18 protein-coding genes and 5 pseudogenes are annotated in these 24041 nt (G+C 58.3%); 12 read left to right on the top strand and 11 right to left on the bottom strand.

Translation table 11 applies throughout. The annotated features are described in order from the left end of the window. The first annotated feature begins 3 nt into the window (after positions 1-3). The gene (locus BA011_RS33315) at positions 4-882 is read left to right on the top strand and encodes a TniB family NTP-binding protein (protein ID WP_065283526.1); all 879 of its coding nucleotides are present in this window, start codon (positions 4-6) and stop codon (positions 880-882) included. Further along, positions 879-1934, top strand: a complete 1056-nt coding sequence (locus BA011_RS33310; RefSeq protein WP_065282911.1) for a TniQ family protein — start codon at positions 879-881, stop codon at positions 1932-1934. Before BA011_RS33315 ends, BA011_RS33310 begins: the two co-directional genes overlap by 4 nt. A gap of 4 nt (positions 1935-1938) precedes the next feature. On the opposite strand, the gene scpB is transcribed toward BA011_RS33310, so the two are convergent. Both scpB and BA011_RS33300 read right to left on the bottom strand, forming a co-directional pair. After that, positions 1939-2634, bottom strand: a complete 696-nt coding sequence (scpB, locus tag BA011_RS33305) for an SMC-Scp complex subunit ScpB (RefSeq protein ID WP_065282910.1) — start codon at positions 2632-2634, stop codon at positions 1939-1941. A gap of 2 nt (positions 2635-2636) precedes the next feature. After that, positions 2637-3590 (bottom strand): DUF1403 family protein, encoded by a 954-nt coding sequence (locus BA011_RS33300; protein ID WP_065282909.1) that lies wholly within the window; start codon positions 3588-3590, stop codon positions 2637-2639. 124 nt (positions 3591-3714) lie between these two features. On the opposite strand from BA011_RS33300, the gene BA011_RS33295 reads away from it, so the two are divergent. Further along, the gene (locus BA011_RS33295) at positions 3715-4893 is read left to right on the top strand and encodes a site-specific integrase (RefSeq protein WP_065282908.1); all 1179 of its coding nucleotides are present in this window, start codon (positions 3715-3717) and stop codon (positions 4891-4893) included. A 302-nt stretch (positions 4894-5195) separates the two neighbouring features. On the opposite strand, the gene BA011_RS33290 is transcribed toward BA011_RS33295, so the two are convergent. Beyond that, a complete protein-coding gene (locus tag BA011_RS33290) occupies positions 5196-6245 on the bottom strand; it encodes a DNA-binding domain-containing protein (protein WP_065283996.1) in 1050 nt (349 codons plus the stop codon). A gap of 348 nt (positions 6246-6593) precedes the next feature. On the opposite strand from BA011_RS33290, the pseudogene BA011_RS33285 reads away from it, so the two are divergent. The 4 genes and pseudogenes from BA011_RS33285 to repC all read left to right on the top strand — a co-directional run. Next, positions 6594-7677 (top strand): annotated as a pseudogene (locus tag BA011_RS33285) (tyrosine-type recombinase/integrase); the annotation flags it as partial. A 476-nt stretch (positions 7678-8153) separates the two neighbouring features. Then, the gene (gene repA / locus BA011_RS33280) at positions 8154-9368 is read left to right on the top strand and encodes a plasmid partitioning protein RepA (RefSeq protein WP_065283995.1); all 1215 of its coding nucleotides are present in this window, start codon (positions 8154-8156) and stop codon (positions 9366-9368) included. After that, a complete protein-coding gene (repB, locus tag BA011_RS33275) occupies positions 9365-10327 on the top strand; it encodes a plasmid partitioning protein RepB (protein WP_065283994.1) in 963 nt (320 codons plus the stop codon). Before repA ends, repB begins: the two co-directional genes overlap by 4 nt. Positions 10328-10478: 151 nt before the next feature. Beyond that, the gene (gene repC / locus BA011_RS33270; RefSeq protein WP_065283993.1) at positions 10479-11690 is read left to right on the top strand and encodes a plasmid replication protein RepC; all 1212 of its coding nucleotides are present in this window, start codon (positions 10479-10481) and stop codon (positions 11688-11690) included. A 215-nt stretch (positions 11691-11905) separates the two neighbouring features. Here the strand turns inward: repC and BA011_RS43020 are convergent, their stop codons facing one another. Both BA011_RS43020 and BA011_RS33265 read right to left on the bottom strand, forming a co-directional pair. Then, on the bottom strand, positions 11906-12424 hold the full coding sequence (locus BA011_RS43020; RefSeq protein ID WP_151343705.1) for a hypothetical protein: 519 nt from the start codon (positions 12422-12424) through the stop codon (positions 11906-11908). 80 nt (positions 12425-12504) lie between these two features. Continuing rightward, positions 12505-13302, bottom strand: a complete 798-nt coding sequence (locus BA011_RS33265; RefSeq protein ID WP_065283992.1) for an MBL fold metallo-hydrolase — start codon at positions 13300-13302, stop codon at positions 12505-12507. A gap of 871 nt (positions 13303-14173) precedes the next feature. On the opposite strand from BA011_RS33265, the gene BA011_RS33260 reads away from it, so the two are divergent. Then, the gene (locus BA011_RS33260) at positions 14174-15154 is read left to right on the top strand and encodes an IS5 family transposase (protein ID WP_065284172.1); all 981 of its coding nucleotides are present in this window, start codon (positions 14174-14176) and stop codon (positions 15152-15154) included. Between the two features lie 18 nt (positions 15155-15172). Here the strand turns inward: BA011_RS33260 and BA011_RS33255 are convergent, their stop codons facing one another. After that, complete coding sequence (locus BA011_RS33255; protein WP_237352792.1) at positions 15173-16072, bottom strand: IS5 family transposase; 900 nt, start codon at positions 16070-16072, stop codon at positions 15173-15175. A gap of 271 nt (positions 16073-16343) precedes the next feature. Here BA011_RS33255 and BA011_RS33250 point away from each other — a divergent pair, with 271 nt between their 5' ends. Further along, complete coding sequence (locus BA011_RS33250; protein WP_186806608.1) at positions 16344-19607, top strand: amino acid adenylation domain-containing protein; 3264 nt, start codon at positions 16344-16346, stop codon at positions 19605-19607. Here the strand turns inward: BA011_RS33250 and BA011_RS33245 are convergent. After that, complete coding sequence (locus tag BA011_RS33245) at positions 19558-20538, bottom strand: IS5 family transposase (protein ID WP_065284169.1); 981 nt, start codon at positions 20536-20538, stop codon at positions 19558-19560. The two genes, BA011_RS33250 and BA011_RS33245, sit on opposite strands and share 50 nt — an antisense overlap. Before the next feature lie 397 nt (positions 20539-20935). On the opposite strand from BA011_RS33245, the gene BA011_RS45515 reads away from it, so the two are divergent. Next, positions 20936-21334: a hypothetical protein gene (locus tag BA011_RS45515; protein ID WP_237352812.1), complete on the top strand. Its 399-nt coding sequence runs from the start codon at positions 20936-20938 to the stop codon at positions 21332-21334. Between the two features lie 13 nt (positions 21335-21347). Here BA011_RS45515 and BA011_RS45510 read toward each other — a convergent pair. The 3 pseudogenes from BA011_RS45510 to BA011_RS33230 form a co-directional block, all read right to left on the bottom strand. Further along, a pseudogene (locus BA011_RS45510) lies at positions 21348-21440 on the bottom strand (IS6 family transposase); the annotation flags it as partial. 50 nt (positions 21441-21490) lie between these two features. Next, positions 21491-21655: pseudogene (locus tag BA011_RS33235) on the bottom strand (autoaggregation protein); the annotation flags it as partial. A 391-nt stretch (positions 21656-22046) separates the two neighbouring features. Further along, positions 22047-22532: pseudogene (locus BA011_RS33230) on the bottom strand (transposase); the annotation flags it as partial. 73 nt (positions 22533-22605) lie between these two features. On the opposite strand from BA011_RS33230, the gene BA011_RS33225 reads away from it, so the two are divergent. Further along, positions 22606-23586: an IS5 family transposase gene (locus BA011_RS33225; protein WP_065284172.1), complete on the top strand. Its 981-nt coding sequence runs from the start codon at positions 22606-22608 to the stop codon at positions 23584-23586. A gap of 18 nt (positions 23587-23604) precedes the next feature. On the opposite strand, the gene BA011_RS33220 is transcribed toward BA011_RS33225, so the two are convergent. Beyond that, entirely contained in the window at positions 23605-23859 is a 255-nt protein-coding gene (locus tag BA011_RS33220) for a DUF6429 family protein (RefSeq protein WP_065283989.1), read from the bottom strand. A gap of 58 nt (positions 23860-23917) precedes the next feature. Between BA011_RS33220 and BA011_RS45505 the strand changes: the two are divergent. Continuing rightward, positions 23918-24019: pseudogene (locus BA011_RS45505) on the top strand (IS6 family transposase); the annotation flags it as partial. Between the last annotated feature and the right edge of the window lie 22 nt (positions 24020-24041).

Here is a 24041-nt window from a genome sequence, read left to right as displayed (position 1 = left end):
GGCATGTCGGATCATCTATTTGACCATGTCCGACCTCTTCTCGATCGTAGCAATGAGGAACGGGTCGCCTATGTTCGTGCGCCGCGGTGGATTGGGCACCAGGTTGCAAAGGACAGCCATCAGCGCCTGGCCGAGCTGCTGTCACGACCTGCGTCATTGCGAACCCAGGGACTGATGCTGGTCGGCCCCTATGCAAATGGCAAGACGATGATCGCAGAGCGGTTTGCCGTCGAACACCTTCGGACATCGCCTGAGCAAAGGATATGGATAGTCCAGACACGCGAAGGGGCCGGACTCGGCCACTTCTATGCCAGCATTCTCCAAGGCCTCCGCGCGCCTGGCGGCGAGATGTGGGACGTCGGCCGGAAGGCCGAGCAGTTGGATCATTTGCTGGCGAACCTCAAACCGAGGGTGCTGATTTTCGACGAATTTCACAATGCGCTGCGGGGCCGCCCCCGCGATGTAGAGGCGGTCTTTGCTTTCTTGCGGCGGATCGGCCGGCAATACGACATCTCACCAGTTTTGATCGGTGAGGTGGCCATCTACGATTTCGTCAACGCCACCAGCGAGATGGCGAGCCGGTTCGACCTGATGGCGGTCCCTCGGTGGCAATACGACGAAAGCTATCTCATGCTTCTCGACAGTCTCGAAGCGGCCTTGCCCATAGCCAAAGCCTCCGACCTGTCGAACGAACCGTTGGCGCGCCGGATATTCAGTCTGTCAGAAGGGTTGATCGGCGAGGTCGTCACCATCGTCACAAAGGCAGCCGTCCTGGCAATCAGATCCGGCGTGGAACGCATCACCAAGGCTGGTATAGAAGAACTGCGTCACATGCCGATCTCGCATCGGCGCAATGCCGCGCTACGCGAAAGCCTTGTATGACGGCGATCGACGGCCAGGCGCCGGTCATCAGCATTCGCGAGCGATATCGAGATATCGTTTCGGAGCGATGGCCGATAATCACCACACCACAGCCGGACGAGTTGCTGTCGAGCTGGCTTCACAGGCTTGCCTATTCCAATGGCGTGCCCGCGCGCGCTTTCGCCCGGGTGCTGGGGCTCAATTCGGGAATGTGGTCAGCCGCATTGGATCTCAGGCTCCCGATCGATGTGGCGAACCAGCTTCAAACATACGCCGGTGTTTCGCTCCATCAGCTGACTACAATGACACTGTCACACACTCTGCCGAATCAACTCTTGCTACCGCTTCGCAACAGCCGGCGGCGGGATCGTTCGACCTGGCTTCAGTTCTGCTCGCAATGCCTCGCCGACGACGCACATCCGTATTTTCGGCGGCGATGGCGGTTGGCAACCCGTGTTGCATGCGACACGCATGGCAGCAGATTGCGTGACCGATGCCCTTCCTGCCGCAGCCACGTTGCCGCCTTTGACCAGAGCGAGCTCGTGCCGCAACATTATTGTGCCCTGTGTGGTTACGACTTGCGCCGCGCATCGGCCATCGACCTATGCCCGGTGGCGAGAAGACTAGACCGGTGCATTGATGAACTCTGCAGCTATGGATCGACCAGCAGTTCGTCCGCAGGCGGCGTGCTCATTCGGCGTCTTCTGAACATACCTCGGCCTGCCGGAATTTATCCACGGACGATCCTGACTGGCCTATCCGCATCAGCGCGCACACGCTGCTTCGAACGCCTTGTCGGTCACCCAGGCGACGAGGGTATCGAAGAGCAGGATGCCCTGGCCGGTGCTGAGGCCCGATTCGTGCTTCCGCCGGATGGTGGCCCTGGTGTGCTGATCGGACAGTTTGCGGAAGCGCTCGCCTGTAAGTTAGGTCGGCCTCCCGCGGCGGACATTGACCGACCAATGATCGATCTTTCGGGTGTGCTCAGCGCCTATGAACAGATGCGTAATATCTCAACTATGGCCGACCAGCGCGCAAGACGCTCAGTTCCAGCCGGTCGCTGCCAGTGCTAAAAGCTCACTCGTCTTCCGACGCCTCATTCTCAAGATCAGTTGCCGCGGCTTGCTGCAATACCTGCCGGCTGAGCAGCCCCGCATCCTCCAGCGCCTCGATGTTCGGGAGGTCGCGCAATGTCTCCATGCCGAAGGCCGATAGAAAATGTCGGGTCGTGACGTAGGTATAGGGTGCGCCGGGCGTCGGACTGCGTGGTCCAGAGGCGAGGAAGCCAGCACTACGGAGCGCGGCGATCGTATCGCGACTGACTTCCTTGCCGAAGATCTTTGAAAGCTCGCCACGGGTGACTGGCTGATAATATCCCACCGCCATCAGCACCATCGCCTCGAACTCCGACAGCGCCGCCGCCCCGCTCCTTGTCGGCGCCGACGAAGATCGTATCGCGTCCGCGTAACGCGAACGCGTTCGATGCTGCCAGCCGCCGGCGACCGATACGAGCTCATAGGGCCGGGAACTGAGTTCCTCGCTCAGATCGTCGATCAGCAGGTCAATACTGCAATCCTTGCCGATCACCCGCGCCAGCGTCTCGCGGCTGACCGGCTCGGCGGAAGCAAAGATCACCGCCTCGACGCGCAGCATCCATTCCCGCCAGCGCAGTTCGGCCGGCAGGTCTTCGAGTTCGCGGTCGAACAAGACCTCCTGCTGTCGATCTTTCGCCTGACGCCGGCCGCTGGTTTTCGCTGCGCTCGTTGCACCCATCATCACAACCCAAAAATCCGGAACGATGACCGGCCGGACTGTTCGCGCACCGCGTCGAAACTCTCGAGCCGCTCGAACAGCCGCGTGGCCGCCCAGCGCGACAGGTTGCTGCCGGGCGCCGAGGCTGGCACTGCATCCTCGTTCAACAGCCTGCGGATCACCGATCCGGCACCCTTGGTGCGCAGCTTCGGCGCGACAGCCAGCAGCCGGCTGGCCCGCCGATCGATATCGGCAGCAGAGCGAAGCGCCGCCTCGACACCCTCGACCAACGCCAGGCAGACCGCGCGCGGATAAGCCGGATCGCCTGGTCGCACACGCCCGCGTCCGCCGTTCGTACGGAAGGCGGCGCCGTAGCGCTCGGACAGCAGCAGCGGCACGGGTCTTGGCCATTTCAGCTTTTGGGAGAGCACGACATCGGCCAGGCCCAGGGCAAGCACCTCGGCATCCGGGCGAACGGCAAAGATCGCCGTTATCAGGTCCGCCACTGCGAAAGGTGCTGCTCGCCCGGACTGGATCGCAGAATCGACCGTATCCAGGATCGAGGCAAGACCATCGTCCCAACGCAGGTCCATTAAATCGGCGAGCTCCTTGACGAAGGGCGACCCCGGCGTGCCGGATCGGCGGGTCAGCGATCGTGTGGCCAGAAACAGCTTTCCGGCCGGCCCCGGATCGTCCCCGGGTGCCGTCAGCAAAAGCGCGTCACGGAGCGCGCCTTCTTCTTCGTTGCGGCCAAGCATTCTGGCAGCGATCGCGGCGGACTTCAGGGCGAGGCGATCACGCCAGCAGCCGAGCCACTGAGGGTCGGCGCGGATCAGATCGTCAAGGGATTTCAGAGCGATACCGGCGGCAAAGGCCGCGTCGGCCTCGTTCGTTTCGTGGCCGCGCGGCAGTGCCCAGGTTGGCCGGGCCTGCGACCAGATCGGGGCAGGTGGTGGGGCTGATGCGGGCGAATCCATGCACGAGAGCATAAATCAAGTGCGCAGTTTTGGCCAGCAACATTGTATCAAACCGCACGTGCCGTCGATCATATAAAACGAACGATAAACTTCCATTATCGTTCATTTCTGTCATTATAAGGAAATGAGCCAAATCATCGAGCAAAACAGCGAAAATCATGGCGAGGCGAGCTCTGCTCCGTCTCTCGGCACGCCGGTTCCGGACGATATTTCCGCGTCGCAGCCGTCGGCCGGCATCCCGATGCACAACGCCACCCTCCCCTCCCCTCTTCCGGAAGCAAGCACTGCCTTGCCCGCCCACCTGGAGCAGCTTGCCGATCGAGCGCGCGGTTATGTCGAGGCCTCCAGTTCCGCCAACACCCGCAAGGCCTATGCCTCGGACTGGAAGCATTTTTCCGGATGGTGCCGCCGGCAAGGGCTGGAGATCCTGCCACCCAACCCGCACACCGTCGGCCTCTACATCACCGCCTGCGCCGGTGGCAGTGACGCGGTCACCGCCTCGGGTGCGGCAATCGCCGGCCGCAAGCCGAATTCGGTGACGACGATCGAACGGCGGCTGTCTGCCATCACCTGGAACTATGCCCAACGTGGCACGCCGCTCGACCGCAGGGACCGCCATATCGCGACGGTTCTTGCCGGCATTCGCAACACCCATGCTGCCCCTCCCCGGCAGAAGGAAGCGGTGCTGCCCGAACACCTGATCGCCATGCTGGAGACGCTTCCCCGCGGTACCTTGCGAGGCCTTCGCGACCGCGCCATGCTGCTGATCGGCTTTGCCGGTGGGCTGCGGCGCTCCGAGATTGTCGGGCTCGACGTCGGCCGTGACCAGACGAAGGACAGCCGCGGCTGGGTCGAGATCCTCGACAAGGGCATGGTGGTCACGGTCCGGGGAAAACGAGGTTGGCGCGAAGTGGAAATCGGCCGTGGTTCGTCGGACGCGACCTGCCCTGTCGTTGCGCTGCGGACCTGGCTGAACCTTGCAAGGATCGCGCACGGCCCGCTCTTCCGGCGGGTCACCGGTCAAGGCAAGGATGTCGGATCGGACCGGTTGCTCGATCAGGAAGTGGCACGGCTCGTCAAGAAGGTGGCATTGGCTGCGGGCGTGCGCCCCGACCTCACCGAGGCAGAGCGCGCGGAAAAGTTTTCTGGCCACTCACTGCGCGCCGGCTTGGCCTCTTCGGCCGAGGTCGATGAGCGCTACGTGCAGAACCAGCTCGGGCACGCGTCCGCCGAGATGACCCGAAAATATCAGCGGCGGCGGGACCGGTTTCGGGTGAACCTCACCAAGGCGTCCGGGCTTTGACTCCCTCCCCTGCCCCGATGATGAAATCGTTAGGTCAAAATCGTGGGCTGGATTTTTAGCTTAGCGCTTCAATTGAAATCGGGAAGTAAAAGCCACACCAGTCGTAGATAGTCGGCGTCGGGTCGAAGTGGCAGTTCCTTTTTCCGCGGTTCCGCCTTTGGCCGCTCGGGTGAGGTCCGATCGGGAGCGTCCCTGCTCCCAAGTTTCTCGAAGGCCAAGATCAGCCACTCGCCAGGAGGGCCAAAATCGTATCGCGCACTGCCAGTGTCCAGCATCTGCGCAATCGTCAGAAGAGTGGAGCATCACCATGTCACGTACAAGCCGGTCATGGGCGCATCTGCGGTTACCGGTATGGAAGCTCGACCGAAAGGGCACTCGACACCGAACAAAGCGATTTCAGGCCGCCCGGTGTTTGGAGAAGCAGTCCAGAGAAAGCGGATAGCCTCTCTGAACCTAGCGAGTGTTGTCTCTCCCCTCCCCTCCTCGGCGTCATTGACCGCCTCCATCGTCGCGATCAGCAATTCGGCGTGGCGCAGCTCAGAAGGCGCCGGTGGTGTGCGCGACACGGCCGCCAAACAGCCAGCGCAGACCAGTTCGGCCAAGCCGTCCCGGTGTTCAAATCGAAAACAGAACGGCGTGAAGCATCGCGTCCATTCAGCCTCAATGCCCCGATCCTCGAACCACGGCCCCTTCAGCAAGACCAGCTGTTGGACGACCAGGGCAACAGACGTCGATGAAGGGGTCTCCAAGCTAAGATGGAATCCTGCAACCATGCGGCTCGCGACATCGATAGCTAACGTCAGCCACGGTCTTTGCAAAGGGCGACGGTGTACAGTGTCGACGATGAACAGGTCCACCAAAGTATGGTCTATCTGCACGATCTGAAATGCATAGTCTGCACTGTATTCTTGGACGACGGGTGCAAAACGTTGGCGCGCGGCTTTTGCCCCTTCCCTGTCTCGGACGACACTCATTTGATCCGCCTGCTGGACCCGCGCGTTAACCGCTTTCCAGGACGGCGCGCGAATGCCGTTCTCGTGGCATAGCTGGCGCACCCGTTCATGAAGTGCCCGCACCGTCGGTCGCTCGCGGTTCCGATAGGTGTCGCGGATCGCAGCATCAATGACGCTCTCTACTTCTGCGGAGAGACGGCGGCTACCCTTCTCCTGCCCCGGGACCGCGTCTAAAAGCGAGCTGACCGCAGGTGCCGCACGGTATAGGGCGATGAGTTCATAGAGACGCGACCGCTTAAGACCGAGCTCTCGGCAAACTCTCGCAAGACGACTTGCTGGAATTCGCTTGGCCGCAATCAAAGGACGGATAAGCGCCTCTACAACCCGAAGCGTCGCCACTCGACACTGGGCTATCTCAGCCCCAATGACTTTGAAACAAAGGTGGGATTAGCTTAACCTCGTGTCCGATAAACCGGCAGCAGGCCACCTCGTCCCTTCAAGGTGCGAGTGGAACTTGGTATCGATTGCCTCGGCGGCCAGAATGATGGCAGATCGTTACAGAGCCACGACAGCATTCTGATTGAGGAGAAGATCCGGGGAATTAGGGCGAGTCCGATAAATTAGGAACATGCCTTGTTCAAAGAAATCAGCGAGATAGAATCCACTCGATTAGGAGTGCTGACACAGAAAGAATCGTAGCAAGTCACGGTCCTAGCGGCCGGCGAAACCCGCGATTTTGGAGCGTCCGTGGCCAAAGCCAAGAAATCAGCAACCGCGGTGGAGCGCCGCGCCGAAGAGCTCGACACCTTGCCGCCGTCCTGCCGATCGAGCGTCGCGACAAGCTCGCCGAACTCTTGACCGACCACGACGTCGAGACCCTGCGCCATCTCGTCAACCAGGGTATGGGCGACAACACATTGCGGGCGCTGACCTCGGACCTCGCCTATCTCGAGGCCTGGGGCATGGCAGCCACCGGACAATCTCTGCCCTGGCCGGCGCCCGAAGCGCTGCTTTTAAAATTCGTCGCCCATCACCTCTGGGACCCACAGCGCCGCGAGACGGATCCCGATCACGGCATGCCTGTAGCCGTCGACGAGAACCTTCGGCGCCAGGGGTTTCTCAAGTCGGTCGGCCCGCACGCGCCGGCGACGGTGCGCCGGCGGCTGGCGAACCGGTCGACGCTGAGCAAGTGGCGCGGCCTCGACGGCGCCTTCACCTCCCCTGCCCTGAAATCCGCCATTCGCCTTGCCGTGCGCGCCGTCCCTAGGACGCGTCGCCGCAAGAGCGCCAAGGCGGTCACCGGGGATGTCCTTGCAAGGCTGCTGGCGACCTGCGCGACCTGCGCACAACCGACAGCCTGCGCGATCTGCGGGACCGGGCAATCCTGATGGTCGCGTTTGCCTCCGGCGGCCGGAGGCGCAGCGAGATCGCCGGGCTGCGCCGCGAGCAACTGACCGTCGAGCCGCCGATCCCGATCGAAAATGGCGCCCCCCTCCCCTCTCTCGCCATCCATCTCGGCCGCACCAAAACCACCTCCGGCGAACAGGGCGATGTCGTCTATCTGACCGGCCGGCCGGTGGAGGCATTGAACGCATGGATGATGACGGCGGCGAAAATTGAGAGCGGGAGCGTGTTTCGGGCGATCGGGCGGTGGGGGACCGTTGCGCGCCGGGCGCTCGATCCGCAGTCGGTCAATGCGATCCTCAAGCAAAGGGCTGAGATCGCTGGGTTGGACACTAGGGAGTTCTCTGCGCACGGCTTACGGTCGGGATACCCTACTGAGGCCGCCAATCGCGGTGTCCCCCTACCAGAGGCCATGGAGCAGTCGCGCCGCACGAATGATTTAGGTGACACCTTCGTGTTGCGCGCGGGCTGTTGGCTGGCTATCGGGTTGACCCGCTTCCAGTTGTTGCTTGCGTGCAAAGATTTCCGGTCGCCTGGCCTCGACGGCGAGAATTTCTCGAACGAGTTGGTGAAGGGAGCGTAGGTCTCGCCCCGTCACAGATTTGGCATCGTGAGCCTCGGCGATGCCGGCCGTGAGGTGCCACACAGCCCTCTCCGTGCGATGCATAAGGGTTTTCGACTCTTTTTTTAATCTACGAGTCGGTAGTCATTACAGCGCGTGCTAGGCCTAAATGCCCTCTTTACAAGGAGATTCCCTTCCATCTCCCAGGATCAGCGCAGAAGCGTTAAGAGTCTGTTAACCTTAAATAGCTTGCCGAACACTCAGAATCGGGTCTTATTGCAACAGCGGACGATAGTGGGTTTCGCCGCAACAAAGCGCTGTTACCGATTTTTGGACTAGACATGAAAACCAAGGCTGAAGCCACAACACAACCACGCGAGACTTTGGTGAGCCTCATCGAGAGGCACTCGTCGGCGCTCGCCGTCCAGCTTCAGGCCCACCATGTGAGCACGTTTCCGCCAACAGCGCAAAAGGGTATAAGGCATTTTCAGCCATCGGAAGCTGCAAAGCTAGTTGGCGTGAAGGAAGTCTACCTTCGTCAGATCTCAAACGATATCGATGGCCTCGAGGTCAGCACGACACCGGGCGGTCGCCGCTCGTACTCCGTTGAGGATATCGATAGGATCCGCCGTCATCTCGACAAGGTAGGACGAGCCGATCGCCGGTACTTGCCTCATCGACGGGATGGTGAGGAGCTGCAGACCATTTCCGTCATGAATTTCAAAGGTGGATCCGGCAAAACAACGACATCTGCGCACCTTGCTCAATATCTCGCGCTGCGCGGTTATAGAGTGCTTGCTGTAGATCTCGACCCGCAGGCCAGCCTATCAGCCCTCTACGGACATCAGCCGGAACTCGATGTCAAAGACAACGAGACGATGTACGGGGCAATCCGCTACGACGATCAGCGTCGATCACTCAAGGACCTCGTCCGCAAGACGTATATTCCAGGCTTGGACCTCGTTCCCGGCAACCTCGAACTTATGGAATTCGAGCACGACACGCCGCGCGCGCTCATGACCCGCAAAGTCGGCGACGTCATGTTCTTCCAGCGTGTCAGCGATGCGATCGACGAGGTCAGCGCTGGCTATGACGTCGTGATTATCGATTGCCCCCCGCAACTCGGCTACCTGACGCTCTCTGCCCTCACCGCAGCAACATCGGTTCTCGTCACGGTTCATCCTCAGATGCTGGACGTCATGTCGATGAACCAATTTTTGGCTATGGTCGCCGACCTGCTCCGTGAAGTCGCCGCCGCCGGCGGAAACGTTGATTTTGCCTGGCTTCGCTATCTTATCACCAGGTTTGAACCGTCAGACGGCCCTCAGAACCAGATGGTGGGATATCTTCGCTCCATTTTTGGCGCACACGTATTGAATTTTCCGATGTTGAAATCGACGGCGGTCTCTGATGCGGGGCTGACCAACCAAACCCTCTACGAAGTCGAGCGGGGTCAATTCACCCGCAGTACTTATGACCGGGCCCTTGAGTCCATGAATAGCGTGAATGACGAAATCGAGACGCTCATCAAAAAAGCTTGGGGTAGACCGACATGAGTAGAAAGAACCTCCTAAACCTCATCCAGGTTGACGCAGACACGCCGACCAAGGCACCGGCATCTGACAACAAGCTAGTCGGCCAGGTCGCGAGCTCGATGCGTGAGGAGAAGGCTCGCCAGGCCCGTGCGGATGAAATCGAGCGGCGACTTTCTGAAGGGCAAGCCGTTATCGAGCTCGATCCCGCTTTGGTGGAACCATCCTTCGTGCGTGATCGCATGCCGGGCGACATCACCGGTCTTCTCGCATCTATCCGCGACCAGGGTCAGCAAGTGCCGATCCTCGTTCGCCCTCACCCAACAGATGCAGGCCGGTATCAGGTCGCTTTTGGCCATCGCCGCTTGCGTGCGGTCCAAGACCTCGGCCAGCAGGTCAAAGCAATCGTTCGGAACCTGACCGATGAAGAGCTAGTCATTGCTCAGGGGCAGGAAAATAACGAGCGCGAGGATCTATCCTACATCGAGAAGTCTCGGTTTGCCCACTACCTCAAGGAGCGTTTCCCGCGTGAGGTCATCATTTCTTCCATGTCGTTGGACAAGGCAGAGATTTCTCGCATGTTTGGCATTATCGACCAACTTCCGGCGGACTTGATTGACGCTATTGGACCGGCTCCAGGCGTTGGTCGACGCAGTTGGCAAGAGTTGGCGGAACTCGTTCAAAAGTCGTCCAGCCAGGATGCCATCGATATCGTTCGGAGCGAGGAGATGCAGCGCATGGCGTCGCAAGATCGCTTCAAGGCGGTCGTTTCAAAGCTCAAGCCGCGCCGCGCCGTACGTTTGCCGGACGTGCTGTCAGCTACATCCGGGGAGCGTCTGGCCCATGTAAAGCAGAGCAAGACCAAGCTCGAAATTACGATCGATCGGACAGAAGCGGCTGATTTCGCAGCATTCTTGTTAAACGATGCGGTGGCCCTCTTTGAGGATCGCCGCGCAATGATTCAACGCGAGAAGGAAGCGTAAACCGCAAAAGAAAAGAGGCCCCAAAACGTCGCCGCCTCGGAAGCCCCTATCTCGTAGCAAAGATAGAATCGCATTTCCGGGATTCATCGTCAAGAGTCTAGGCGCCGTTTCGGCGAACGAATTTCTTTTGCCTGCTTAAAGGTGAAAGACGATGCATACGGAAAGTGTGACGACGCCCTTTGGGCGGCGGCCGATGACGCTCGCCCTGGTGAGACGGCAACAGGCGACGAAGCAAATTCGGACCGGCAAAACCGCTGACAAATGGAAGATTTTCAGAGACGCGTCCGCAGCAATGGAAGCGCTCCGGATCCAATCGAGCAGCCTGGCTGTTCTTGATGCTCTCCTGAGTTTCTATCCGGAGAACGAATTGCGTGAAGATGCCCAGCTAATCGTTTTTCCATCTAATTTGCAATTGTCTTTGCGCGCGCACTCAATGCCAGGATCGACTTTGAGACGGCACCTCGCCGTACTTGTTGAGGCGGGACTTATTGTCCGGCGTGATAGCGCCAACGGCAAGCGCTTTTCGAGGAAGGACCAGGCCGGTGATGTCGAAGAGGCCTTCGGCTTCGACTTGTCCCCTCTCCTCCTGCGCTCCGAAGAGCTTGCTATGCTTGCGCAGGACGTCATTGCGGCACGCGCGGCCTATCGTAAAGCTAAAGAAAAGCTGACGATTTGCCGGCGTGACACCCGAAAACTCATTTCAGCTGCGATGGAGGAAGGTGCCGAGGGAAACTGGCAAGCCATCGAACACGCCTATATTAGCCTTGTCGGGCGGTTGCCCAGGACGCCCACGGCCGGTGAATTGGTCGACATACTCGATGAGATGGAGATGTTGAAACAGGAAATACTCAACCTGCTCGAAATCAATGATAATTCTGGAAATGATAGCAGCAATGATGCCCATATTGAGCGCCACATACAGAATTCAAAACCAGAATCCATTCCTGAACTTGAACCAAGCTCTGAAAAAGAGCCGGGCGCAAAGCCGAGAAAAACTGAGGCATCGAAGGAGCCGCTGAAAACGTTCCCGCTTTCGATCGTGTTGAAAGCTTGCCCGCAAGTCTCGGACTATGCTCCCGGTGGCTCGGTCGACAGTTGGCGCGAACTCATGTCGGCCGCGGTGGTGATCAGATCAATGCTCGGTGTAAGCCCTTCGGCCTACCAAGAGGCATGCGAGGTAATGGGGCCGGAAAATGCGGCGGTGGCCATGGCCTGTATCCTCGAGCGAGCCAACCTGATCAACTCGGCCGGAGCGTATCTGCGCGATCTCACGCGACGTGCAGACCGCGATGAGTTTTCTATCGGTCCGATGCTAATGGCTGCCCTTAAAGCGAACAACGAAACGCATCTCAGGGCGGGGTGATCTGAACATCTTTCAGTGGATTAGGTCTCTTGGATGTCGCCGGTTGGCCAAAGGTGAGATCACTTTTTCGAAGGAGCTCCTGCCCCGCGTTCTCACTTGCGCTGCGAGGTGAGTTGACCGCGGTCAACTATCGAACCGATTGGAAATATTAGTCTCTGCGAACTGAAGGCTCCGACGTCGACCTGGTCTGGGCGATCTCTCTAACAGGGCTTGCACTAAGGCATCGAGCGCTCACATGTGACGCGGAATCGGCTGTGGCGCAGGTCGTCGACCACATGGGTGCGAATTCGTCGGGTCTCAACGAAACCAAGAGTTTCCCGCATGCGAGCGACGCGGTTACGAGCTTCGACGGTTGTTGCAAGCGCATAGCGAACCGCGGCGAAGGTCAAAATATCCGGATGGAAATTGTGCGCCGATCCGTGGTGAGGAAGCGTCATTATTGTAACGCTATCGCCGAACGGTTCGTAAAATTCACGCCAAGGCTCTCGGCATTTGTCCTGCAAGAGCGCGGCGTCTCCCGTGCCCAGCCACCCTATTCCGTCGTCTCGCCAGAGGTAAGGTCCATAGTTGTCCTCATAGCCCATCGGGTTCGTCCAACTGTTCGAGGGTCGGCCGGGCGCAACTGATCGGGACTTTTGGGCGAGCGGCCCAGAGTAAAGTGACATCGATATTGCGTTATGCCCGCCAGGAAAATGGCGCTGATAGATCGCGACGAGCTCTTTTACTTTCTCCATCGAGCTCAGCCGTGAAAGAAGCGTCGCTGTTAGATCGGCTTTGCGAGATCGGCGAGCACCTATTGCGGCCCTTAAGTCTTTTACGAAGCGCTTGCGCGTGGGTCGTCGACGGGGTGGACATAGGGCAGGAGAATCCAGTCAGCCCTGTGCCAGGGCTCTCCGCCGAAGTTCCGCCACTCGAGCTGAAAATATGATCCGGATGCCGCAAGCAGAGCGGTGTTTTGTTTGGGGCTTGTCAAGCCAGCCGGAGCAAGTCCTTCGACGTCCTCTCCATGAGGCGGTTTGAGATGATCATTCAATCGACTTGCGGGGCGCTTCGCTTTGTCCCTGTCCTCCAAGCCCAGGATGCGTCGCGCTCTTGGATCATCGAGTGGCGCGTCCGGCTCCGGTGGACGGGGCGGAGGTATGTCGTCGGGCTCGCCCTGTTGCAGAAAGATGACCTCCTGTGCACCGCGACCAAGCCACCACGCCGCCGGATCCGCAAAGTAGTCCAGGGAAGAGCGCGACGTTGCCCCTCGCTCGAAGTCGGAAAGGACGAAGAGCAAACGCTCTATGACATCGAAATAGGGCACGACCACTTTTCGGGCGGGCGCCATCCCCTGTAACCGGTCAATCCCGTTGATATGATCGGCGTGGAGATGGGACACGAAGAGGAGGTCCGTCGAACCACCTGATTGCTCACGGTAAAGGGCGAGCTCCGCATTGAAGGCCTCGCTTTGCTCGGATCCGCAATCATAAACATACTTGAAGGCGCCGGTCGGACTATCACTCGCCGAAGAGATATGAGGAGCTGAGATTTCAGTTGTCGTAATCAACCCGGTGTGGAATCCACCATGGCCAACGGGGTGCTGGGTCCGGACAATTTTGGCGCGTTGCATGGCAGCTCGTTTTCAGGCTCGTTAGGTGGAAATTTAGTGTCCAATCTTTTGAAGCAAAAACTGTTCAAAGGAAATAATCTGGTCATCCTTTCAATGACGCGCAGAACTCCGTTCACTCGAAATGCCTGACTTCTCTTGGTTTTCCGTTCGGTATGCTAACAAGTGCCCAACGCGTTGACCGCGGTCATCACCGTAACTTACTGAAATGACGTTGTTTCTTGCAAGTGTGCTTCTCCCAATGTGCCTCGGGCCGACCGGGAACCATGTCGCTTTATGGAACGTTCGAGTTAACGCCAGAAGATCGATACAGTTGTAAGCTGGATCGTTAGCAACAGCGCCGAAGGACACGTTCAGATCCCAGATCGAGGTCACCGCGTTGCGCGGATGGTATGGACCATATCTGCCCCGTGATTGGCGCTATCAAAGCGGTAAAGAATGTTTGGCTTTGAGCGGGGAAGTCGCATCATAGCACTCGCGGCAGCTCCAGCTTCTCAGGCAATCGGACTCGCGTAGAAATAGGACGTGATCGTTCATGTACGGGTATTGCTGACTAGAACGATTGTCTTGGAGCGTTGACCGCGGTCAACCCTCCAAGAGCATGATTTGGTTATATTTTTTTATTAGCTAGATGATTAGATTACGTCTGCTCAGTTAAGAGCGAACTCAGCTTGGCGGCCAAGCTATTTTGAGGAATAGACATTTGCCAAACGACCGCATGATCGTCGATTTTCTGAATGAGAAACAACGTGAGACCGAAAAGGAAATCAAGCTCGCAAAGAGGCAAGAACGATGGCGGTCGGCGTTGTTGCGCGGATCACCCGGCGACTGATATTGGGCTTTGGTTTTCAGTCTCCTGATCGGGGTTTTGATGATGCCGCATAAGTTCAATGCCGACCGACGGGACAAGATAGCCAAGCAGAAGTTTAAGGTGACGAATTGGGCGGCCTATAATGAAAGCCTGCGTCAACGTGGTGATTTGACCGTGTGGGTGAGTGATGAGGCCCTTGCTTTATGGACGGCGCCGAGGCGGAGATCGCGGGGCGGTCAGCCGAAATACTCGGATCTGGCGATCACATTGTGCTTGACCCTACGCGTCGTCTACGGGCTGGCGCTACGCCAGACCCAAGGTCTGATGCGCAGCGTTGCGGCGCTGATGGAGTTCGATATTGCCGTGCCTGACTTCTCCACCCTGTCGCGCCGGAGCAAAGGGCTGGCGTTGCCGTCGACAAAGTCCGGAGCCAGAGCGTCCGGTCCTGTTTATCTGGTGGTCGATAGCACGGGGTTAAAAGTCTTCGGTGAGGGCGAGTGGCTGGAAAACAAGCACACAATCAAGGTGAAACGTAAAAGATGGCGCAAGCTTCACATTGGTCTTGATCTTGCTAGTGGTGAGATTGTCTGCGCGGATCTAACCACGGATGATGTTGGCGATCCGACCGCTTTGCCAGGTCTTCTGGATCAGATTGATGGCCCAGTTGCCAAGTTTATCGCTGATGGCGCCTATGACGGAGCGCCGACCCGTGATCTTCTGGAGACACGCTTCGGCGAGATCGTGGAGATCATTATCCCGCCTCCCAAGACAGCAGTTGAAAGTCCGCAATCGGCGTTCAATCCAACGGTACGGGACCGCCATATCGCCGAAATCGAAAACAAGGGCCGGATGGCTTGGCAGAAATCCACCGGCTATAACCAGCGCAGCCGGGTGGAGACCCAGATGGGTAGATGGAAGACGGTCATTGGGCCAAAACTCAAAGCGAGGAACTTCGACAATCAGAAAACAGAAGCCAAGATCGGCGTCCACGTTCTCAACCGGATGACTGAACTTGGCCGTCCAGAATTCCGGCGTGTTGTATGAAAAATCCCAAGGGTGGGGTTATCTCGTACAGAATCTGATCCCTGCAACACGTCCCCCGATCACAGCCTTCCATCGACCCATCTGATCAGCGCGACTGCGCTTGTTGTCGCCGGCGGATTTCTGCCATGCCATCCGCCCTTTGGTCTGGATTTCTGCAATATGGCGATCGCGGACAGATGGAACCAGCACCGATTGAGGGCTGGCAACGGCAGTCTTGGGAGGTGGGATAATGACCTCCACGATCTCACCAAAGCGTGTCGCCAGAAGATCTCGGGTTGGCGTTCCATCATAGGCGCCGTCGGCAATGAACTTCTCGACGGCGCCACCGATCTGGTCCAGAAGTCCTGGTAACGCTGTCGGATCGCCGACATCATCCACGGTCAGATCGGAACAAACAATCTCACCACTGACAAGATTGAGACCAAGGTGCAGTTTGCGCCATCTTTTGCGTTTGGTCTTGGTTTTGTGCTTGTTTTCCAGCCACTCGCCCTCGCCGAAGACCTTCAAGCCGGTGCTGTCGACAACCAGATGGACCGGACCTGATGTTGTGGCTCGGGACTTTGTCGACGGCAACGCCAGCCCTTTGCTCCGGCGAGACAGGGTTGAGAAGTCAGGCACGGCAATATCGAACCCCATCAGCGCCGCGACACTGCGCATCAAGCCTTGGGTCTGGCGTAGCGCCAGCCCGTAGACGACGCGCAGGGTCAAGCACAACGTAATCGCCAGATCCGAGTATTTCGGCTGACCACCCCGCGATCTCCGCCTCCGCGCCGTCCATAAAGACAGGGCCTCATCCTTCACCCAGATGGTCAAATCACCACGTTGACGCAGGCTTTCATTATATGCCGGCCAATTCGTCACTTGATATTTCTGCTTGGCAATCTTGTCCCGCCGATCGGCATTGAACGTGTGCGGCATCGTCGAAATCCACATCAGGAGACTGAAAACTTGAGACTGAAAACCACCGCTCAATATCAGTCGACGGGTGATCCACGCAACAACGCCTTCCGATGGGGCCGGTAAATTTATCGGCGCGGCAGCTTATTGACTGTTGACGATCCTGAAGAGCGGCTCTATGCCGTCCTGACGGAATACAGATGCCATAGCGATATAAAACCATCAGGACGCAAGTATGACATATCAGACATCTCCGACGCGCGGGAGTGCCTGCCAACCAGGCGATCAAGGCATGGATCCTGCGGCGCGATCGATCTCCTCCAGTGTCGTTGTTGGAAGTGGTACGCTCGCTATCCGCTGCGCTCAGCTGGCAATTGAGATGGGCCACGTCATTGGTGCGGCCCTCTCCGGCGACGTCATATTCGCAGAGTGGGCGACTCGCGCCAAGATCCCGTGTGTAGGGAGCGTTGAAGAGCTCTCGTCTTTTTTGCAGGCCGAACCGGTAGATTGGCTTTTCTCCGTTGCCAATCCGTTCATATTGCCACCGGACGTGTTTGGGCAAGTGCGTCAAGGTGCTTTCAATTACCACGACGGTCCGTTGCCACGATATGCGGGAACGCACGCGACGTCCTGGGCGCTGCTGGCGCAGGAGATCGAATATGCCATCACGTGGCATCGGATCGATGATGGTGTTGATACGGGTGACGTCGTGGTTCAGCTCCAAGTGCTGATTGCGCCGGCCGATACGGCTTTGACCCTGAACCTTAAATGTGATGAAGCCGCGATCGAGGGCTTCCGCGAGCTTTTAACTGGCTTGGCAAAGGGAGAGCTTACTGCCTATCCGCAGGCGCTGGTAAGCAGAAGTTACTTTCCGAGACGTCGGCGCCCGGATGCGGCAGGCTGTCTGCGATGGGATCGGCCGGCGGAAGATCTGTCAGCGATGACGCGTGCCTTGAACTTGGGCCCATATCATCTCAATCCATTGGGTCTGCCCAAGGCTCTCGTAGGCGATGAGGTGGTCATAGTCAGGCGCTTGGAGGTGCTGCCTCAACGCTCGGGCCTCCCGGCAGGTTCTCTGCTTGAAATCCACTCCAGCCACTGGAGGGTGGCGACGGGTACACAGGATGTCGATGTTTGCTTTGGCAGCTCCGATGGTCAGGCGCTGGACGCGCGAGCCCTCGCCAGGCACTCCAATCTGGATGAAGGTGGTCGCCTTCCAATTTTGAGCGACGATGAGGCGCGGAGCATAACTGCGGCCCATGAATTGCTGGCGCCTTCAGAGGATTTTTGGCGACAGCGGCTAGAGCAGCTTAGAATATTGCAGTTTCCTTTCCTGTCGTCGTGCGTGGCTGAGGCGCCGCCCAAACGGCAGTCGAGTTCGTGGTTCATGGCAAGTGCTTTGGCTAAGCTGTCGCCAAATGATCGCACGGAATACTTGGTAACGGCTTGGCTGATCTATCTCGCCCGCATCACCGGAGAAACAGAGCTTCAACTGGGATGGACGCCTGAATCGGATCGATCGCAAGCCGGTTTGAAAGCGATGGAGGTGCTTATCGCCTCTGTCGTGCCGATGGAAGTTACCATCGACCTTGCACATGATTTTGAAGAAGTGCGCAAAGCGGTGGCGGCCGAATGCGCTCAGCTGAGCAAGCACGCTAGCTTTGCCCGGGATCTTATCGCGCGCTGCCCGACATTGCGAGGTGTGGAGGCGCTACGGTCGCACCAGCCCTGGCCGATTGGCATCACAATCACGACAGACAGCTGTTCTGTAGCTGGCGATCTGACGACAAGCCAAAGTGCTGGGTCAGCCCCATCCGGCGATTTGCTGACGTTTGAGGTTTGCACTCAGGATGGGAGCTTTCGATGGCATTTTGATGCAAGTCGATTAGCACCGGAGCAGATCGACCGTATGACGCAGCATTTGCAAACTTTGTTATATGGTGTGACGGCCGATGCCGGGCAGCCGGTGCGCGACCTCAACATTCTTCCGGCTGAGGAGCGCACCTATCTGCTGGAGGATCTGAACCGGACGGCGGCGGCCTATCCGTCGGAGCGGTGCATCCATGAGCTGTTCGAGCAACAGGTCCGGCGCGCACCCGAAGCCGTCGCCCTCGTCCATGAGGACGAAGAGCTAAGCTATGGCGAGCTCAACGCGCGGGCCAACCGGCTGGCCCATCATCTGATCGCCCTTGGGGTCAGGCCGGATCAGCCGGTGGCGATCTGCCTGGAGCGCAGCCCGGCGATGGTGGTGGGTCTTTTGGCGATCCTCAAGGCGGGCGGCGCCTATCTGCCGCTGGATCCGGCCTATCCGTCGGCGCGGCTGCGGCAGATTGTCGAGGATGCCGCACCGCGGCGGCTGCTTTGCGATGCCGCCGGACGCGCCGCACTCGGCCCCGAGGCGCTTGTCGATCTGACGGTGGTCGATCTGGAGACGGCCACCCCGGCCTGGGCCGAACTGCCGGCCTCGAACCCGGACCCGCGCGCCCTTGGCCTGGGCCCGCGCCATCTCGCCTATGTCATCTACACCTCAGGCTCCACCGGAACCCCAAAGGGGGCACAGAATGAGCATCGGGCTATTCTCAATCGCCTAATCTGGATGCAGAAAGCCTACGCTCTTAATGCGACTGATGTCGTCTTGCAGAAGACGCCATTTGGCTTCGACGTCTCGGCCTGGGAATTCTTCTGGACGTTGCTTGAGGGGGCGACCCTGGTACTGGCGCCTCCGGCTGCACACAAAGACCCCGATGCCCTTGTAAACCTTATAATCAGTCATCGCATCACCACTGCGCACTTTGTACCATCCATGCTGGTCAGCTTTATGGAGGCGAAGAGCGTTGATCGCTGCACATCACTGCAGCGTCTCGTGTGCAGTGGCGAGGCACTTGCTGCCTCCCTTGCGCACAAGGTTCGCCGCGTATTGCCTTGGACTGGCCTGCACAATCTATATGGTCCCACGGAAGCTGCTATCGACGTGACGGCCTGGAATTGCCCGGCTGATTTTGATGGGTCAGTCGTCCCGATCGGCCGTCCGATTGCGAACACGCGGTTGTATCTGCTGGACGGTCATGGTGCGCCGGTGCCGTTCGGGGCGGTGGGTGAGCTTTACATCGGCGGGGCGGGGGTGGCGCGTGGCTACCTCAACCGTCCGGAGCTGACGGCGGAGCGGTTCATCGCCAGTCCGTTTGTGGAGGGCGACCGTCTGTACCGGAGCGGCGACCTTGGGCGTTATCTGCCGGACGGCAATCTGGAGTTTTTGGGCCGCAACGACGACCAGGTGAAGATCCGCGGCTTCCGCATCGAGCCGGGCGAGATCGCCACACGGCTTTGCGAGCACGAGCTTGTCGGCGATGCGGTGGTGGTGGCGCGCCAGGACCGCGCCGGCGACCAGCGGCTCGTCGCCTATGTGGTGGCGAAGCCGGCGCACGGATCGGACGAGGCCGATGGCGCGCAGCGGACGTGTTGCAGGGATCAGATTCTGTACGAGATAACCCCACCCTTGGGATTTTTCATACAACACGCCGCAATTCTGGACGGCCAAGTTCAGTCATCCGGTTGAGAACGTGGACGCCGATCTTGGCTTCTGTTTTCTGATTGTCGAAGTTCCTCGCTTTGAGTTTTGGCCCAATGACCGTCTTCCATCTACCCATCTGGGTCTCCACCCGGCTGCGCTGGTTATAGCCGGTGGATTTCTGCCAAGCCATCCGGCCCTTGTTTTCGATTTCGGCGATATGGCGGTCCCGTACCGTTGGATTGAACGCCGATTGCGGACTTTCAACTGCTGTCTTGGGAGGCGGGATAATGATCTCCACGATCTCGCCGAAGCGTGTCTCCAGAAGATCACGGGTCGGCGCTCCGTCATAGGCGCCATCAGCGATAAACTTGGCAACTGGGCCATCAATCTGATCCAGAAGACCTGGCAAAGCGGTCGGATCGCCAACATCATCCGTGGTTAGATCCGCGCAGACAATCTCACCACTAGCAAGATCAAGACCAATGTGAAGCTTGCGCCATCTTTTACGTTTCACCTTGATTGTGTGCTTGTTTTCCAGCCACTCGCCCTCACCGAAGACTTTTAACCCCGTGCTATCGACCACCAGATAAACAGGACCGGACGCTCTGGCTCCGGACTTTGTCGACGGCAACGCCAGCCCTTTGCTCCGGCGCGACAGGGTGGAGAAGTCAGGCACGGCAATATCGAACTCCATCAGCGCCGCAACGCTGCGCATCAGACCTTGGGTCTGGCGTAGCGCCAGCCCGTAGACGACGCGTAGGGTCAAGCACAATGTGATCGCCAGATCCGAGTATTTCGGCTGACCGCCCCGCGATCTCCGCCTCGGCGCCGTCCATAAAGCAAGGGCCTCATCACTCACCCACACGGTCAAATCACCACGTTGACGCAGGCTTTCATTATAGGCCGCCCAATTCGTCACCTTAAACTTCTGCTTGGCTATCTTGTCCCGTCGGTCGGCATTGAACTTATGCGGCATCATCAAAACCCCGATCAGGAGACTGAAAACCAAAGCCCAATATCAGTCGCCGGGTGATCCGCGCAACAACGCCGCGGCACTGCCCGACCGGGCCACTCTCATCACACGCCTGCGCCTTGATGCCAGTCTCTTTGCTCCGCCAGATCAGCGACACGAACACACTCTTGGGCGGCCTGCACAAAAAGGCATGCCATTGCCCAAACTCAGGTCGGTGCTTAACAACCCCAGGACCTCCTGGCAGCGCGTCATCGCGTCAATCTGGTATGGCCGACAAACCGATAAATGCCTCGATATCACGTCAGGTACTGGCTTGTGGTATCGACGGGGAACGCCGCCAAGGCCAATTCGCTGGGTGCTGGTTCGAGACCCGAAAGGCCGCCGGGAACCCCAGGCGTTTATGAGCACCAATACCGACCTTGACCCGACCAAGATCATCGCCTTCTTTGTTCGACGCTGGCAAATTGAAGTGACGTTCGGCGAGACACGCGCTCATCTTGGGGTGGAGACCCAACGCCAGTGGAATGATAACGCCATCATGCGCACGACGCCTTCGCTCCTGGCGCTCTATAGTCTCGTGACACTGTGGGCCGGTGATCTCCTCGGCCAAAACACGCAGCCCTATGCAGCCGCATGGTACAAGAAAACAGAATTCACATTCTCAGACGCGATCGGCGCAGTGCGCCTCGTTCTGTGGAGCGATGATCTTTATCGACACTGCCCGTCAAACCCGGACATGCATAAAATACCTCCCAGCCGTCTGTTCCGAATGGCCGAGGCCCTTTGCTTCGCCGCATAATGTACAAAGTCGAGCTAAGGTTGAACCGCAAATAAAGCCAGACCGCGTGAGAAACGATCCGTGGCGGAAAACGGTGACGCTTGAAGCTGATGTCTCGTGTCTGCATCGCCGAAATCTACGCCCAACCCGTCAGGCAGGCAACCGCAACCCAGTTAACGTGACAATACCGTTGCCGGCCTTGGCGCCAACGCTCGCGCCATCGAAGGCGCCCAGGAAAAGGTGGCCGTTGTCGGATGAATCGTTGGAAAGCAGATTTCCAGAAATAACGTCGGTTTCTTTAAATGTTGCACTATCATCAGTTGCATGAATTGGCGAAGCCATAGCTCTCTCCTCAAATTGTTTATTGGCGGGTCAATTTCAACCTCAGCGAGCGCCTCCATTACCATTCTATTAATACTAGAAGTCAATGGCCTATTTGGCCCTGTCGGCTCGAAGCTGGGATTTTGGCCAAGTTGAAGAACGTTGTGGGAACATTGTCTCGCTAATTGACGACTGCTTTGCTGGGGAATGACAGTCTGCTCCAATTTTAGGGATTGGAGTGACGGGTTTGCATATTTCGCGAGAGGATTTGATCGGGCGCTGGAGCTTGAGCTATTCGGATATTGAATTTGTGAACGGCAAGCCGGCCCCGGCGCGACTGGGATTAGCGGTTCAGCTTGGACGTGTTGCAGGGATCAGATTCTGTACGAGATAACCCCACCCTTGGGATTTTTCATACAACACGCCGGAATTCTGGACGGCCAAGTTCAGTCATCCGGTTGAGAACGTGGACGCCGATCTTGGCTTCTGTTTTCTGATTGTCGAAGTTCCTCGCTTTGAGTTTTGGCCCAATGACCGTCTTCCATCTACCCATCTGGGTCTCCACCCGGCTGCGCTGGTTATAGCCGGTGGATTTCTGCCAAGCCATCCGGCCCTTGTTTTCGATTTCGGCGATATGGCGGTCCCGTACCGTTGGATTGAACGCCGATTGCGGACTTTCAACTGCTGTCTTGGGAGGCGGGATAATGATCTCCACGATCTCGCCGAAGCGTGTCTCCAGAAGATCACGGGTCGGCGCTCCGTCATAGGCGCCATCAGCGATAAACTTGGCAACTGGGCCATCAATCTGATCCAGAAGACCTGGCAAAGCGGTCGGATCGCCAACATCATCCGTGGTTAGATCCGCGCAGACAATCTCACCGCTAGCAAGATCAAGACCGGCGTTGTTGCGCGGATCACCCGGCGACTGATATTGGGCTTTGGTTTTCAGTCTCCTGATCGGGGTTTTGATGATGCCGCATAAGTTCAATGCCGACCGACGGGACAAGATAGCCAAGCAGAAGTTTAAGGTGACGAATTGGGCGGCCTATAATGAAAGCCTGCGTCAACGTGGTGATTTGACCGTGTGGGTGAGTGATGAGGCCCTTGCTTTATGGACGGCGCCGAGGCGGAGATCGCGGGGCGGTCAGCCGAAATACTCGGATCTGGCGATCACATTGTGCTTGACCCTACGCGTCGTCTACGGGCTGGCGCTACGCCAGACCCAAGGTCTGATGCGCAGCGTTGCGGCGCTGATGGAGTTCGATATTGCCGTGCCTGACTTCTCCACCCTGTCGCGCCGGAGCAAAGGGCTGGCGTTGCCGTCGACAAAGTCCGGAGCCAGAGCGTCCGGTCCTGTTTATCTGGTGGTCGATAGCACGGGGTTAAAAGTCTTCGGTGAGGGCGAGTGGCTGGAAAACAAGCACACAATCAAGGTGAAACGTAAAAGATGGCGCAAGCTTCACATTGGTCTTGATCTTGCTAGTGGTGAGATTGTCTGCGCGGATCTAACCACGGATGATGTTGGCGATCCGACCGCTTTGCCAGGTCTTCTGGATCAGATTGATGGCCCAGTTGCCAAGTTTATCGCTGATGGCGCCTATGACGGAGCGCCGACCCGTGATCTTCTGGAGACACGCTTCGGCGAGATCGTGGAGATCATTATCCCGCCTCCCAAGACAGCAGTTGAAAGTCCGCAATCGGCGTTCAATCCAACGGTACGGGACCGCCATATCGCCGAAATCGAAAACAAGGGCCGGATGGCTTGGCAGAAATCCACCGGCTATAACCAGCGCAGCCGGGTGGAGACCCAGATGGGTAGATGGAAGACGGTCATTGGGCCAAAACTCAAAGCGAGGAACTTCGACAATCAGAAAACAGAAGCCAAGATCGGCGTCCACGTTCTCAACCGGATGACTGAACTTGGCCGTCCAGAATTCCGGCGTGTTGTATGAAAAATCCCAAGGGTGGGGTTATCTCGTACAGAATCTGATCCCTGCAACACGTCCCGTAAACAGCGTCCGAAACAGCTCCTCCGACCGCCGCAGACCCTCGTCCGTCAGCACCAGCGACTTCGACTTGTTCACCGGGTCGCCGATCATGCCCTTCTGATGCAAGCGATCCGTCGTTGCCCAGTCAAAGCCCTTCCAGGCACAACGCTCGTTATGCAGCGTTAGCCACAACAGCGCCAAAACGGCATCGTCGATCTTGTCCTCATCGATCTCCATGAACCCGACGTTACCACGCGAACCCCATTAAGTCCTGCGGCCCACCTCGGATGGATACGCAACACTGGATGGTATCGAGGTGGCTCACATGATCCGCAAGCGCCAATTTTCAACCAGTGGCCAATCGGCATTTCAGCAATTCGCCGCACTCGCTGCATAACTGTGTCCAGCGATGGCCGCTT

This window comes from Rhizobium leguminosarum (genome assembly GCF_001679785.1).
GTDB lineage: Bacteria > Pseudomonadota > Alphaproteobacteria > Rhizobiales > Rhizobiaceae > Rhizobium > Rhizobium leguminosarum_R.
This window is presented reverse-complemented; position numbering and strand designations above follow the sequence as displayed.

Bases quoted from the DNA above. Each gene is read 5' to 3' on its own strand.
- BA011_RS33255 (WP_237352792.1), bottom strand. From the start codon at position 16,072: ATGCCGCACACGTTCAATGCCGATCGGCGGGACAAGATTGCCAAGCAG.
- BA011_RS33300 (WP_065282909.1), bottom strand. From the start codon at position 3,590: ATGGATTCGCCCGCATCAGCCCCACCACCTGCCCCGATCTGGTCGCAG.
- BA011_RS33220 (WP_065283989.1), bottom strand. From the start codon at position 23,859: ATGGAGATCGATGAGGACAAGATCGACGATGCCGTTTTGGCGCTGTTG.
- BA011_RS33315 (WP_065283526.1), top strand. From the start codon at position 4: ATGTCGGATCATCTATTTGACCATGTCCGACCTCTTCTCGATCGTAGC.
- repA (WP_065283995.1), top strand. From the start codon at position 8,154: ATGAAAACCAAGGCTGAAGCCACAACACAACCACGCGAGACTTTGGTG.
- BA011_RS33225 (WP_065284172.1), top strand. From the start codon at position 22,606: ATGCCGCATAAGTTCAATGCCGACCGACGGGACAAGATAGCCAAGCAG.
- BA011_RS33245 (WP_065284169.1), bottom strand. From the start codon at position 20,538: ATGCCGCATAAGTTCAATGCCGACCGACGGGACAAGATAGCCAAGCAG.
- BA011_RS33265 (WP_065283992.1), bottom strand. From the start codon at position 13,302: ATGCAACGCGCCAAAATTGTCCGGACCCAGCACCCCGTTGGCCATGGT.
- scpB (WP_065282910.1), bottom strand. From the start codon at position 2,634: ATGGGTGCAACGAGCGCAGCGAAAACCAGCGGCCGGCGTCAGGCGAAA.
- BA011_RS45515 (WP_237352812.1), top strand. From the start codon at position 20,936: ATGAGCACCAATACCGACCTTGACCCGACCAAGATCATCGCCTTCTTT.
- repC (WP_065283993.1), top strand. From the start codon at position 10,479: ATGCATACGGAAAGTGTGACGACGCCCTTTGGGCGGCGGCCGATGACG.
- BA011_RS43020 (WP_151343705.1), bottom strand. From the start codon at position 12,424: ATGGAGAAAGTAAAAGAGCTCGTCGCGATCTATCAGCGCCATTTTCCT.
- BA011_RS33250 (WP_186806608.1), top strand. From the start codon at position 16,344: ATGGATCCTGCGGCGCGATCGATCTCCTCCAGTGTCGTTGTTGGAAGT.
- BA011_RS33260 (WP_065284172.1), top strand. From the start codon at position 14,174: ATGCCGCATAAGTTCAATGCCGACCGACGGGACAAGATAGCCAAGCAG.
- BA011_RS33310 (WP_065282911.1), top strand. From the start codon at position 879: ATGACGGCGATCGACGGCCAGGCGCCGGTCATCAGCATTCGCGAGCGA.
- repB (WP_065283994.1), top strand. From the start codon at position 9,365: ATGAGTAGAAAGAACCTCCTAAACCTCATCCAGGTTGACGCAGACACG.
- BA011_RS33295 (WP_065282908.1), top strand. From the start codon at position 3,715: ATGAGCCAAATCATCGAGCAAAACAGCGAAAATCATGGCGAGGCGAGC.